Source organism: Rhodococcus sp. YH1 (assembly GCF_009939605.1).
Classification (GTDB): domain Bacteria; phylum Actinomycetota; class Actinomycetes; order Mycobacteriales; family Mycobacteriaceae; genus Rhodococcus; species Rhodococcus aetherivorans.
The window spans coordinates 51901-64576 of record NZ_WVTE01000120.1 but is presented as its reverse complement, the minus strand read 5'-3'; the positions used below and the strand labels follow the sequence as shown (position 1 = coordinate 64576).

At 70.5% G+C, this 12676-nt stretch carries 10 protein-coding genes; 5 read left to right on the top strand and 5 right to left on the bottom strand.

Annotation, left to right across the window (positions count from 1 at the left end; translation table 11 throughout):
• A partial coding sequence (locus AIIKEEIJ_RS11385) for a CorA family divalent cation transporter (RefSeq protein ID WP_161995680.1) occupies nt 1-703 on the bottom strand: 703 nt, incomplete at its 3' end.
• A gap of 123 nt (nt 704-826) precedes the next feature.
• On the opposite strand from AIIKEEIJ_RS11385, the gene AIIKEEIJ_RS11380 reads away from it, so the two are divergent.
• From AIIKEEIJ_RS11380 to AIIKEEIJ_RS11365, 4 genes are all read left to right on the top strand, one after another.
• Nucleotides 827-1681 carry a PHP domain-containing protein gene (locus tag AIIKEEIJ_RS11380; RefSeq protein ID WP_072634741.1) on the top strand — a complete coding sequence of 285 codons (855 nt, stop codon included), beginning with the start codon at nt 827-829 and terminating at the stop codon, nt 1679-1681.
• The gene (locus AIIKEEIJ_RS11375; protein WP_161995679.1) at nt 1678-2097 is read left to right on the top strand and encodes a hypothetical protein; all 420 of its coding nucleotides are present in this window, start codon (nt 1678-1680) and stop codon (nt 2095-2097) included. The genes AIIKEEIJ_RS11380 and AIIKEEIJ_RS11375 overlap by 4 nt, the downstream gene beginning before the upstream one ends.
• A gap of 445 nt (nt 2098-2542) precedes the next feature.
• Nucleotides 2543-3736 carry an NAD(P)-dependent malic enzyme gene (locus AIIKEEIJ_RS11370; RefSeq protein WP_029542499.1) on the top strand — a complete coding sequence of 398 codons (1194 nt, stop codon included), beginning with the start codon at nt 2543-2545 and terminating at the stop codon, nt 3734-3736.
• 80 nt (nt 3737-3816) lie between these two features.
• Nucleotides 3817-4764 carry a glycine betaine ABC transporter substrate-binding protein gene (locus AIIKEEIJ_RS11365; protein WP_065922822.1) on the top strand — a complete coding sequence of 316 codons (948 nt, stop codon included), beginning with the start codon at nt 3817-3819 and terminating at the stop codon, nt 4762-4764.
• Here AIIKEEIJ_RS11365 and AIIKEEIJ_RS11360 read toward each other — a convergent pair.
• From AIIKEEIJ_RS11360 to AIIKEEIJ_RS11350, 3 genes are read right to left on the bottom strand one after another with little or no spacing between them, the layout of a single operon-like run.
• Entirely contained in the window at nt 4723-5640 is a 918-nt protein-coding gene (locus tag AIIKEEIJ_RS11360; RefSeq protein ID WP_161995678.1) for an alpha/beta hydrolase fold domain-containing protein, read from the bottom strand. The genes AIIKEEIJ_RS11365 and AIIKEEIJ_RS11360 overlap by 42 nt on opposite strands.
• A gap of 10 nt (nt 5641-5650) precedes the next feature.
• On the bottom strand, nt 5651-6478 hold the full coding sequence (locus AIIKEEIJ_RS11355; RefSeq protein WP_006938739.1) for an SDR family NAD(P)-dependent oxidoreductase: 828 nt from the start codon (nt 6476-6478) through the stop codon (nt 5651-5653).
• Nucleotides 6475-8058, bottom strand: coding sequence for a flavin-containing monooxygenase (locus AIIKEEIJ_RS11350; RefSeq protein WP_161995677.1), 1584 nt, complete (start codon nt 8056-8058; stop codon nt 6475-6477). The genes AIIKEEIJ_RS11355 and AIIKEEIJ_RS11350 overlap by 4 nt, the downstream gene beginning before the upstream one ends.
• 71 nt (nt 8059-8129) lie before the next feature.
• On the opposite strand from AIIKEEIJ_RS11350, the gene AIIKEEIJ_RS11345 reads away from it, so the two are divergent.
• Nucleotides 8130-8762, top strand: coding sequence for a TetR/AcrR family transcriptional regulator (locus tag AIIKEEIJ_RS11345; RefSeq protein ID WP_161995676.1), 633 nt, complete (start codon nt 8130-8132; stop codon nt 8760-8762).
• Between the two features lie 118 nt (nt 8763-8880).
• Here the strand turns inward: AIIKEEIJ_RS11345 and AIIKEEIJ_RS11340 are convergent, their stop codons facing one another.
• Nucleotides 8881-12654 carry a multifunctional oxoglutarate decarboxylase/oxoglutarate dehydrogenase thiamine pyrophosphate-binding subunit/dihydrolipoyllysine-residue succinyltransferase subunit gene (locus AIIKEEIJ_RS11340; protein WP_072634747.1) on the bottom strand — a complete coding sequence of 1258 codons (3774 nt, stop codon included), beginning with the start codon at nt 12652-12654 and terminating at the stop codon, nt 8881-8883.
• Nucleotides 12655-12676: the final 22 nt, after the last annotated feature.

Below are 12676 nucleotides of genomic sequence, written 5' to 3'. Positions count from 1 at the left end.
GCGTCGCGAGGGGGAGCACCGCCCGCCGCAACTCCACGATCTCCCGCTTGAGCAGATAGATCTGTTCCACCGCGATGCGGGTGTCGGGCGTGAACACCAGTTCCTCGAGGTCGTCGATGTCCGGCTGCACGGCGTCGACCACGGCGAGGTACGTGTCCACGACGTGGTCGGCGACGGCGTGCAGCACCGACGACGGCCCCAGCGCCAGCCGCTCCGGGGCCGCCTCGAGCCGATGCCGCACGTCCGCCAGCGCCGAGTGGTCGCCGTGGCGGACGCTCACGACGAAGTCCCGGCCGCAGAAGAGCATGATCTCGCCGGTCTCGACGATCTCCTTGGTCGTGGTCACCGACTCGTGCTCGACGTAGTTCACGGTCCGCAGCACCAGGAACGTCACGTCGTCGTAGCGCTCGAGCTTGGGCCGCTGATGCGCGTGCACGGCGTCCTCGACCGTCAGCTCGTGCAGGCCGAACGTGCGGCCCACGCTCGTCATCTGCTGTTCGTCGGGCTCGTGCAGGCCGAGCCACACGAAGCCGGCGCCGCGCCGGCGCACCTCCGCGAGCGCCGCGCCGTGGGCGTAACGGCCCGGCAGTCGCATGCCGTCGACGTAGACGGCGCAGTCCACGACGGCCCGCTCGGCGGGGATCCGCAGGGCGGGCGCCGCGGCGCCGGTCCGTCGCGACGAGTGCGAGGGCAGGTTCGGCATCGGTTCCCTTCCGCGCGGCACGCTCCGGCCCGCACCGGGCGGGTCCGGGCCGTCACAGCGTCATGCTAACCCGCCCCGGGCCGTCCGCCGGGGCTGCGCGACGGCACCTGACACACTGGTGGGGTGCGTATCGACCTGCATGCCCACTCGCTCGCCTCCGACGGGACCGACACCCCGGCGGGGCTCGTCCGCGCCGCCGCCGAGGCCGGGCTCGACGTCGTCGCCCTGACCGACCACGACACCACCGCCGGCTGGGACGCTGCGGCCGACGCCCTGCCCGGGGGACTGCGGCTGATCCGCGGCATGGAGATGTCGTGCACCGGGCGCGGCGAGGACGGCCGGCCCGTGGCGGTGCACCTGCTCGCGTACCTGTTCGACCCGCGGGACGAGGCGTTCGCGGTCGAGCGGGAGCGCCTGCGGGCGGAGCGGGTGGCCCGCATCCGGGCGATGGCCGAGCGGATGGCCGACGACGGGCTGCCCGTCGACCCCGAACGGATCGTCACCGCTGCCGGCCCGGTGGCCGGCCGACCCCACCTGGCGCGTGCGCTGGTGGAGGCGGGTGTCGTCCCGAGCATCGACGCCGCCTTCGCAGACCTGCTCTCGTCGCGGGGCCGCTACTACGTCACCAAGGCGGACACGCCGCTGTCGGACGCCGTGCGCATGGTCGCCGCGGCCGGCGGCGTCACCGTCGTGGCGCATGCCCGTGCCCGCTCGCGCGGGCGGCTGCTTGCGCTCGACCACATCGAGGAGCTCGCCGAGCTGGGCCTCGGGGGCCTCGAGGCGGACCATCCGGACCACGATCCGGACGACGCGCGGCTCATGCGGGACATGGCGGCGAAGCTCGACCTGTTCGTGACCGGGTCGTCCGACTACCACGGCGGCAACAAGAAAGTCTCCCTCGGCCGGTACACGACGGACCCCGAGGCGCTCGAGGCCCTGACGGCCCGTGCCACCGGGATCGAGGTGCTTGCGGGATGACCACCTGGGGCCGCCCTGCGCGACGTCACGACCGCGCCGACGGGTACGACGACTACTTCGCCGACGACTCCGGCCGCGACCCCTACGGCGCCCCCACGGCGGCGCCGTCCCGCCCGGGTCGCGGGGCGCCGCGGCGGGACGGGCTCGTCGTGCGGGGACTGCGGGCGCTGTCCGGCGTGGTGTGCGGCGCGGTGATCGTCCTGACGGTGGTGGTCTGGGCGGCGCAGTACCTGGGCGACAAGCGGGATTTCCCGGGACCGGGCTCGGCGTCGCTGTCCGCGCACGTCGTCGCGGTGGTCGTCGTGTCGGCCGCGCAGGTGTTCGCGGACCGCCGGCGCGGGCTCGCCGCCGCCGTGGGCGCCGGTGTGGTCTATCTCACGGGCGCGGTCCTGATGTTCACCCAGTGGTGGGGCTGACGTTTCGCGCGCCGTCCGTTACCGGTAGGTAACCGGCCGGCATCTCGGGCTTTTGCCTCGGAACGGCTCCGATCGCGGGGTCGACATTCCGGCTCGGCTGTCCAAACTCACAGGTGAGCGGGGAAAAACGTGAGACATTCGCAAGAAATACCGATTTGATTGTTGGGTTGTGAAGGTGGCAAACTTTTCCTCAATCCGGCGTCGGTGCCACCGCCCCGAAGCCGGACGAAGATGGCAGACCCTGTAGAGGGCTCGTCGCCAGGGCTCACCCGCCTCGGCGCCATCACGCTCCGGAAGTCGTACAGCGTTGTACAGCGGTAACCGTGATCGCGCCCGGAAGCTTCACCGAAATGTCCTTGGCGAAGCGCTGCGCCGGATGTCCGTCGCGCAGCTACTTCGCAGTAACCGGAACCCGAGTGGTTCCGGCTCGAGCAGGAGTGTCATCGTGTCAATCGTGTCTGATGCACCTACCCCCCGGAAGGTCGAATTGACCGACGAGGAAATCTTCAGCAGCCATATCGACGGCAAGCTGTCCGTCGAGCTCACCGCACCCCTGGAGACGCAGCGCGATCTGTCGATCGCCTACACGCCCGGCGTCGCGCAGGTTTCGCGCGCGATCGCGGCCGACGAGACCCTCGCCGACCGCTACACCTGGACCAACCGCCTCGTGGTGGTCGTCTCCGACGGTTCGGCGGTGCTCGGCCTCGGTGACATCGGCCCGCGCGCGTCGCTGCCGGTGATGGAGGGCAAGTCCGCCCTGTTCAAGAAGTTCGCGGGCCTGAACTCGATCCCGCTGGTGCTCGACACCAAGGATCCCGACGAGATCGTCGAGACGCTGATCCGGCTGCGCCCGAGCTTCGGCGCGGTCAACCTCGAGGACATCTCCGCCCCGCGCTGCTTCGAGATCGAACGACGCGTCATCGAGGCGCTGGACTGCCCGGTCATGCACGACGACCAGCACGGCACCGCCATCGTGGCACTCGCCGCGCTCAAGGGCGCCGCCAAGGTGCAGGGCCGCGAGCTGGCCGGCCTGCGCATCGTCATCTCCGGCGCCGGTGCCGCCGGCGTCGCCGTCGCGAACATCCTGCTCGCCGCCGGCGCGGCCGATGTGACCGTGCTGGACTCGAAGGGCATCGTCTCGGCCGAGCGCACCGACCTGAACGAGGTCAAGGTCGACCTGGCCGCGCGGACCAACCCGGCCGGCCGGCACGGCGGGCTGATCGAGGCCCTCGACGGCGCGGACGTGTTCATCGGCGTCTCGGCCGGCACGGTGCCGGAGGAGATCGTCGCTCGGATGGCCGACGGCGCGATCGTGTTCGCGCTGTCGAACCCGGATCCGGAGATCCACCCGGAGGTCGCCGCCAAGCACGCCGCGATCGTCGCGACCGGCCGCAGCGACTTCCCGAACCAGATCAACAACGTGCTGGCCTTCCCCGGTGTGTTCAAGGGCGCGCTCGACGCGGGCGCCCGGCGCATCACCGAGGGCATGAAGCTCGCCGCCGCCGAGGCCATCCTCTCGGTCGTCGGTGACGAGTTGGCCGTGGACAAGATCGTCCCGAGCCCTCTCGATCCGCGGGTGGCGCCCGCCGTCGCCGAGGCCGTCGCGGCCGCGGCGCGGGCCGAGGGCGTCACCGACTGACGCGATCGACCGCACGCCCCGGCCGGAGCCCGCACCCAGGTTCCGGACCGGGGCGTTCGGCTTTCCGGGGATGCGCGAGGATGGGCATCGTGTGGAGCGCGAGGAGCCGGGGACTGCGGGGCGAGGGATTCATTCGGGCGGTGGCCGGGCCGGTGGTCGCCGTCGCGGTGCTGACCGGGTGCGGGCCGTCGGTGGTCGACGAGTCGACGGACGTCGCCACCGTGGTCGTCGGCGCCGGAGACGACGCCGCGAGCGAACTGCTCGCCCGGATCTACGCGGGCGCCCTGGCCGGTAGCGGGACCCGGACCGAACTGCGCACCGGGCTCGGCGGCCGCGCCGACTACCTCGCGGCGCTGGACGCGGCCGAGGTGACCCTCGTGCCGGACTACACCGGACGGCTGTTGCGGTACTTCGCCCCGGCTGCGACGGACACGGACGCCGAGGACGTGTTCGAGGCGCTCGCCCGATCCCTGCCCGACGACATGGCGATCACGGACTACGCTGCCGCACAGGATCGTTCGGTGCTGTTCGTCTCCGACGCCACCGCTGCCCGGCTCGGTACCACCGAGTTGGCCGGGATCGTCGGCCGGTGCGGCGAGCTGACCGTGACGGTCACGGGCGGATTCGAGGAGAACGACGGACTGCGGGACATGGCCGAAAGAGGCTGCGTCCCAGGCCGTGTCGAAACCGACGACGCGCCGGGGCCCGCGGCCGGCGGGGGCGTGGCCGCGCTGACGACCGCCTCGGCCGCCGCGCGCGACGCGACGGGCGTCGCGCTGCAGGATGCGCCGGACCGCGCGCCCGGATCCGGTCCGGAGACCGGAACCGGCACGGAGCCACCGGTGTTCACCGCACAGAACGTCGTCCCGGTGTTCCGCAAGCACGTCCTCGAGGAACGTCAGCTCGAGGCCCTGAGCCTCGTCGCGGGGGAGCTGACCACCGCCGACCTGGCCGAGATGCTCGACCGGATCGGCGGCGGCGAGGACTCAGCCGTCGTCGCGCAGGCGTGGCTCACCGAGCACGTGTGAGCGCAGGAAGGCGCCGAGCTGTGCCACCGCGTCGGCGGCCTCGCCCACCAGCGCGGCCTGCAGATGGGCCACGTGCCACAGTTCGCGCTGCTCGGTGACCGTCACGTCCACCCCCGCCTCACGCAGCTTCCGGGCGAACTCGGTGACCTGCGGGTACAGCATCTCGCTGGTGCCGACGTGGATCAGCGTCGGCGGCAGGCCGGTCAGGTCTCCGCGCAGCGGCGCGTAGCCGGGGTCGGAGGCGTCGCGGTCGCCGAGATACGCCCGCGCCGACGCCGAGATCCAGGCGGCGTTGAGGACCGTGTCCCGGTCGAAGGGGAAGTCCCGCAAGGCGGGATCGACCCAGGGCGCGATCAGCCCCAGGGCGGCGGGCCGCACCCCGTGCCGGTCGATCAGCCGGCGCGCCGCCGCGACCGTCAGGCCGCCCCCGGCCGAGTCGCCGGCGATCGGGGCGGTCTGCGGGGTCACGCCGTGCTCGGTCACCAGCTCGAGGTACGCACCGACCGCGTCGTCCAGTGCGGCGGGGTAGGGGTGCTCCGGGGCCAGCCGGTAGTCGAGCACGTACACCGCCGAACCCGAAGCCGCGGCCAGGTGCGCGGCCAGGGACCGGTGCGTGGCGGGTGAGGCCACCGTGTACCCGCCCCCGTGCAGGTACAGGACCGCGGTGGGACGTTCGGTGGCGCCGACGGTGACGCGTTCGGCGGGCCGGCCCGCGAGCGTGACCTGCTGCACCACCGTGCCCTCGGGCAGGGTCTGGATCGGCGCGACGAGCTCGAGCAGCCGGCGCTGGACGGGGTAGGGCAGCCGCGCGTTGAGGGCGAGCCGGTAGGCCGGCCGCACCGCGGCCCGCACGACGGGCAGGGGGAGCTGGGGCATGACCGCGACCCTAGCCCTTCGGCACGAAGCGGCCACTGACGAATGCGACGACACGCTGATAGGACGGGCCCACCACGCGCACCCAGGCGTCGAGGAACTTCGCGTCGGCGCCGATGAGTACCCGGGCCCTGCCCCTGCGCACACCCTCGACGATGGTGCGGGCCGCGTCCTCCGGGCTGGTGCGGGCCAGCTTGCGGTCGAAGAACTGGGCGAAGGACTCCTGATCGTCGCCGGCCGGGACGGCGGCGTTGCGGGCGATCGCCGTCTTGATGCCGCCGGGGTGCACGCAGGTGACCTTGACGGGGTGCCGGGCGACCAGCATCTCCTGGCGCAGCGCCTCGGTGAAGCCGCGGACGGCGAACTTCGCGGAGTTGTAGGCGCTCTGACCGGGGATGGCCAGCAGCCCGAACAGGCTCGAGACGTTGACGATGTGGCCGTCCCCGGACGCGACGACGTGGGGCAGGAACGCCTTGGTGCCGTTCACCACGCCCCAGAAGTCGACGTCCATGATCCGCTCGATGTCCTTGAACTCCGAGCGTTCGAACTCGCCGTGGTAGGCGATGCCGGCGTTGTTGTAGATCTGGTTGACCTGGCCGAAGTGGACGGCGACGGCGTCGGCGTAGTCGAGCACCGCCTCGCGCTGCGTGACGTCGAGGTGATCGGCCTTGACCTCGGCGCCGAGGTCGCGGGCCCGGCGCACAGTCTCGTCCAGCCCGGCGGTGTCGACGTCGGACAGGGCCAGCCGGGCGCCGCGCCGGGCGAGCTCGAGCGCCAGGGCACGGCCGATGCCCGATCCGGCGCCGGTGATCACGGCGACCTTTCCTGCGAACTCGCTCACTGCGCTGCCACCTTCCGGGTGTCGGTCTCGTCGGAGTCACGGACGGTCGCCGGCGTCTGCGCCGGGACCGGGGGGAGGTCCGCCGCGGCGACGCTGCGGTAGGCGTCCAGGTCGAAATGCTTGGTGATGCGGCGGAATTCGAACGTGAAGCTCGGCCACAGGGTGGTGTTGTTGCCGTGCTTGTCGAGGTACCAGCTGGCGCAGCCGCCGTTGCTCCACACGCTGCGCTTCAGGGCGTCCTGCAGGTTGCGGTTGTATTCGCCCTGCACCTCCGGGCGCACCTCGACGGTGCCGATCCGGTGGCGGTCGATCGTCTCGATCGCGTCCACCAGGTAGTTCAGCTGGGATTCGATCATGTACACCATCGAGGTGTGGCCGAGTCCGGTGTTCGGTCCCACGAGGAAGAACATGTTGGGGAAACCGGCGACGGCGGCGCCCTTGTAGCCCTGCATGCCGGTGGCGTCGAAGACGTCCGCGAGGCTGCGGCCGTCCTTGCCGAAGATGCCGGCGAAGGTGGGCGAGTCGGTGACGTGGAAGCCGGTGGCGACGACGATGGCGTCGACCTGGCGGGTGGTGCCGTCGCGGGTGACGATGCCGTCCGCGGTGACCTCGGCGATGCCGTCGGTGACCAGGTCGACGTTCGGCCGGGCCAGCGCGGGGTAGTAGTTGTTCGAGATGAGCATCCGCTTGCAGCCGATCCGGAAGTTCGGGGTGACCTTGCGGCGCAGCTCGGGGTCGGTGATCTGGCGGCGGATGTGCGCGCGGGCGGCGAGCTCGAGCGGCTTCATGAAGACCGGTGCCTTGGCCAGGCCGACGACCTGCGTCTCGCGGGTGAGGTACTGCAGGGCGCGGGACAGGCGCTGGAACCCGGGTACGCGGCGGAACGCGAGCCGCTCGACGGGGGTGTATTCGCGGTCGGCGCGAGGCAGCACCCAGGGAGCGGTGCGCTGGTAGACGTCGAGGTGGGCGACCTTGCCGGCGATGGCGGGCACGATCTGGATTGCGGAGGCTCCGGTGCCGATCACGGCGACGCGCTTGCCGGTCAGGTCCGCGTCGTGGTTCCACCGGGCGGAGTGGAAGATCTCGCCCCGGAACCCTTCGATGCCCGCGATGTCGGGCAGCGACGGCTCGCACAGCGCCCCGACGGCGGAGACGACGATCCGGGCGTCGAACGCACCCTTGGTGGTCTGCACGTCCCAGCGGTGGGTGGCGGTGTTCCAGCGGACGGTCTGCACGTCGCACCCGAACACGGTGCGGCGGCGTACGCCGTACCTGTCGGCGACCGAGGCGATGTAGGCCTGGATCTCGGGCTGGGGGGAGAAGGACCGCGTCCAGCCGGGGTTGAGGGCGAACGAGTAGGAGTACAGGTTGGACGGGACGTCGCACGCGGCGCCCGGGTACGTGTTGTCGCGCCAGGTGCCGCCGACCTCCGATCCGCGCTCGAGGACCACGAAGTCCTTGCCGGCCCGGGTCAGTCGGACGGCGGCGCCGAGTCCGGCGAACCCGCTGCCGATGATCAGCGTGTCGACCTGACGCGGGTGCGCATCGGTGGCGATGGTGTCTGTAACCGGAAGACTCATGTAAATAAGCGTAGGGCCATATTGAGCGCCGGTCAATAGCCTGTTGACTGCGATTCAACAAGAGTGTTTGCATGGCATCTGTGAAGGGCAACAGCAGCAAGCGCACCAGGCTGAGTCCCGCCGAGCGGCGGGCCCAGCTCGTCGACCTCGGCGTGCAACTGCTCGCCGAACGGCCGCTCGAGCAGATCTCCGTCGAGGACATCGCCGACCAGGCGGGGGTGTCGCGCGGGCTGCTGTTCCACTACTTCGCGTCCAAGCACGACTTCCACGTCGAACTCGTCCGGCACACCAGCCGGGACATGCTCGAGCGCACCGCACCCGACGACAGCCTCGGACCGATGGAGATGCTGCGCGGCACGATCGTCGCGTACGTCGACTACGTCACCGACCACCGCGACACCTACCTGTCGATGCTGCGCGGCACCGCGAGCGGGGACCCGGACATGCGGCAGGTCTTCGAGGACACACGCACCGCCATGGTCGATCGCACCGTCGCGTACCTGCCCCGCATCGGCATCGACGCCGGGCCCGCCGTCGCCCTGGCCGTGCGCGGCTGGATTGCGTTCGTCGAGGACACGACGATCGCCTGGCTCCGGGACCCGCAGCTCACCCGCGAGGAGTTCGTCGACCTCGCCGTCGCCGCCCTGCCCGCGCTGGCCCTCGCCGCAGGCGCACCGAATGTCACAGCGGTTCGATCTGAGTGAACGCGTGTGACATTCGGTCACGTCCCGGGGGGGCCGGAAACGGCGCGAGCCGGGCCGGCCGCCCCGAAGGGCATGCACGACCCGGCTCGCGTGAGAACCGCGGGGCTACCGCCGGTGACTACCGGCCGAACGCCTTCTCCAGGATCTCCTGCTGCTCGACCGCGTGAACCTTGCTCGAGCCGGAGGACGGAGCCGACATCGCGCGCCGCGACGCCCGCTTGATGCCCGACAGCTTCTCGGGCAGCATCTCCGGCAGCGCCAGACCCAGGAACGGCCACGCTCCCTGGTTGGCCGGCTCCTCCTGCACCCAGAAGAACTCGTGCGCGTTCGGGTACCGGTCGAGCGCCTCGGCGATGCGGCGACGCGGCACCGGGTACAGCTGCTCGATCCGCAGGATCGCGATGTCGTCCCGCTTCTCCTTGTCCTTCTTCGCCTTCAGCTCCCAGTAGAGCTTGCCGGAGGTCAGCAGGACGCGGGTGACCTTGTCGCGGTCGCCGCCCTCGTTCTCGTACAGCGGCTCCTCGAACACCGAGCGGAACTTGCCGGTGGTGAAGTCCTCGAGGTCGCTGACCGCGGCCTTGTTGCGCAGCATCGACTTCGGCGTGAACACCACCAGCGGGCGGCGGATGCCGTCGAGGTGGTGGCGGCGCAACAGGTGGAAGTAGCTCGCCGGCGTCGACGGCATGGCCACCGTCATCGACCCCTCGGCGCACAGCTGCAGGAACCGCTCGATGCGGCCCGAGGTGTGGTCCGGGCCCTGGCCCTCGTGGCCGTGCGGCAGCAGCAGCACCACGTCGGAGAGCTGACCCCACTTGGCCTCGCCGGAGGAGATGAACTCGTCGATGATGGACTGCGCGCCGTTGACGAAGTCACCGAACTGCGCCTCCCACAGCACCAGCGCCTCCGGGTTGCCCACGGAGTAGCCGTACTCGAAGCCCAGGCCCGCGAACTCGGTCAGCGCCGAGTCGTACACCATGAACTTGCCGCCCTTGCCGCCCTCGGCCGCCACCTGCTGCAGCGGGGTGTACTCGGCACCGGACTTGCGGTCGATGAGCACCGCGTGGCGCTGGGTGAAGGTGCCGCGGCGCGAGTCCTGACCGGCCAGGCGCACCAGGGCACCCTGCTCGACGAGCGAACCGAACGCCAACAGCTCGGCGTACGCCCAGTCGATGTGGCCCTCGCGGGACATCTCCCGGCGCTTCTCGACGACCGGCTTGACGCGCGGATGCACGGAGAAGCCCTCGGGGACGTTCACGAACGCGTCGCCGATCCGCTCGAGCACCGACTTGTCGACCGCGGTGGTCAGCTTCGCCGGCGGCGTCTGGTCGAGCTCGACCGACTCCGACGGTTCCGGCTTGTACTTCTCGAGCTCGCGGACCTCGTTGAAGACCCGTTCGAGCTGGCCCTGGTAGTCGCGCAGCGCGTCCTCGGCCTCTTTGAGCGAGATGTCGCCACGACCGATGAGGGACTCGGTGTAGCTCTTGCGGACGCTGCGCTTGGTGTCGATCACGTCGTACATCGCCGGCTGCGTCATCGACGGGTCGTCGCCCTCGTTGTGGCCGCGACGGCGGTAGCAGATCATGTCGATGACGACGTCCTTGTTGAACTTCTCCCGGAAGTCCACGGCCAGCCGGGCCACCCACACGCACGCCTCCGGGTCGTCCCCGTTGACGTGGAAGATCGGCGCGCCGATCATCTTCGCGACGTCGGTGCAGTACTCCGACGACCGCGAGTGCTCGGGGGCCGTGGTGAAGCCGACCTGGTTGTTGACGACGATGTGCACGGTGCCGCCGGTGCGGTAGCCGCGCAGCAGCGCGAGGTTGAGGGTCTCGGCCACGACGCCCTGGCCGGCGAACGCGGCGTCGCCGTGCAGCAGCAGCGGCATGACGGTGAAGCCGCCCTCGCCCTTGTCGAGGATGTCCTGCTTGGCGCGCACGAGGCCTTCGAGGACCGGGTTGACGGCCTCGAGGTGCGACGGGTTCGCCGTGAGCGACACCTTGATGTCGTTGTCGCCGAACATCTGGATGTAGTTGCCCTCGGCGCCGAGGTGGTACTTGACGTCGCCGGAGCCGTGGGCGGCGGCCGGGTTCAGGTTGCCCTCGAACTCGGTGAAGATCTTCGAGTACGGCTTGCCGACGATGTTGGCCAGCACGTTCAGGCGGCCGCGGTGCGGCATCGCGATGGCGACCTCGTCGAGCTCGTGCTCGGCGGCCTGGTCGATGATCGCGTCCATCATCGGGATGACCGACTCGGCGCCCTCGAGCGAGAACCGCTTCTGGCCGACGTACTTGGTCTGCAGGAAGGTCTCGAACGCCTCGGCGGCGTTGAGGCGGCTGAGGATGTACTTCTGCTGCGCCACGGTCGGCTTGACGTGGTGCGCCTCGACGCGCTCCTGCAGCCACTGCTGCTGCTCGGGATCGAGGATGTGGGTGTACTCCACGCCGACGTGGCGGCAGTAGGCGTCGCGCAGCACCGACAGCACGTCGCGCAGCTTCATGCGCTGCTGACCGTGGAAGCCGCCGACGTTGAACTCGCGGTCGAGGTCCCACAGGGTCAGATCGTGCGTGGTGACGTCGAGGTCCGGGTGCGACCGGAACTTGTCCTTGACGAACTGCAGCGGGTCCGTGTCGGCCATCAGGTGGCCGCGGCTGCGGTAGGCGGCGATCAGCTCGAGGACGCGGGTGCTCTTGTCGACCGCGCCTTCCGGCACGTCCTTGCGCCAGCGGACCGGCTCGTAGGGGATGTGCAGCGTGTGGAAGATCTCGTCGTAGAAATCGTCGCTGATCAGCAGGTTGTGGACGGTCCGCAGGAAGTCGCCGGACTCCGCGCCCTGGATGATGCGGTGATCGTACGTCGAGGTCAGCGTCATCAGCTTGCCGACGCCGAGCTCGGCGATGCGCTCGTCCGAGGCGCCCTGGAACTCGGCGGGGTACTCCATCGCACCGGCACCGATGATGGTGCCCTGACCCGGCATGAGCCGCGGTACCGAGTGCACGGTGCCGATGCCGCCCGGGTTGGTCAGCGAGATGGTGACGCCGGAGAAGTCCTCGGCGGTGAGCTTGCCGTCGCGCGCACGACGGACGATGTCCTCGTACGCGGAGTAGAACTGCGCGAAGTTCATCGACTCGCAGTTCTTGATCGCGGCGACGACGAGCGAACGGTTGCCGTCCTTGCCGGCCAGGTCGATGGCCAGGCCGAGGTTGGTGTGCGCGGGGGTGACCGCGTTCGGCTTGCCGTCGATCTCGGCGAAGTGGCGGTTCATGTTCGGGAACGCCTTCACCGCCTGCACGATGGCGTAGCCGAGCAGGTGAGTGAACGACACCTTGCCGCCGCGGGTACGGGCGAGGTGGTTGTTGATGACGATCCGGTTGTCGACCATCAGCTTCGCAGGGATGGCGCGCACACTGGTGGCGGTCGGGATCGAGAGCGAGGCGTTCATGTTCTTCGCGACGGCAGCGGCAGCGCCACGGAGAACCTTGGACTCTTCCTGGGTGGCCGGCGCGGCGGGCTTCGCGGGGGCCGGCTTGGCGGCGGCGGCGGGCTTCGCGGGGGCCGGCTTGGCGGCGGCGGGCTTGGCCGGTTCCGGAGCGGGAGCCGCCTTGGGTGCCGGTGCGGGCTTCGCCGGGGCAGTAGCGGCCTTCGGCGGAGCCTGGGCCGGGGTGGCCTTCGAGGCGGGGGCGGATTCGGTGGAGGTCGGGGCGGAACTCTGCGCCGGACGCTGGGTCTGCGTGGCGCCGTTCGCGCCACCCGCGACCGCCGCCTCCGGGGAGTAGTCCGTCAGGAATTCGTGCCAGCTGGCGTCCACGGACGACGGATCGTCCTGGAACCGCTGGTACATCTCGTCAACCAACCACTGGTTCTGTCCGAACTGGGAAGTAGAGCTGCTGCTCACGGCAGTTGTTCGCCTCGTTTCT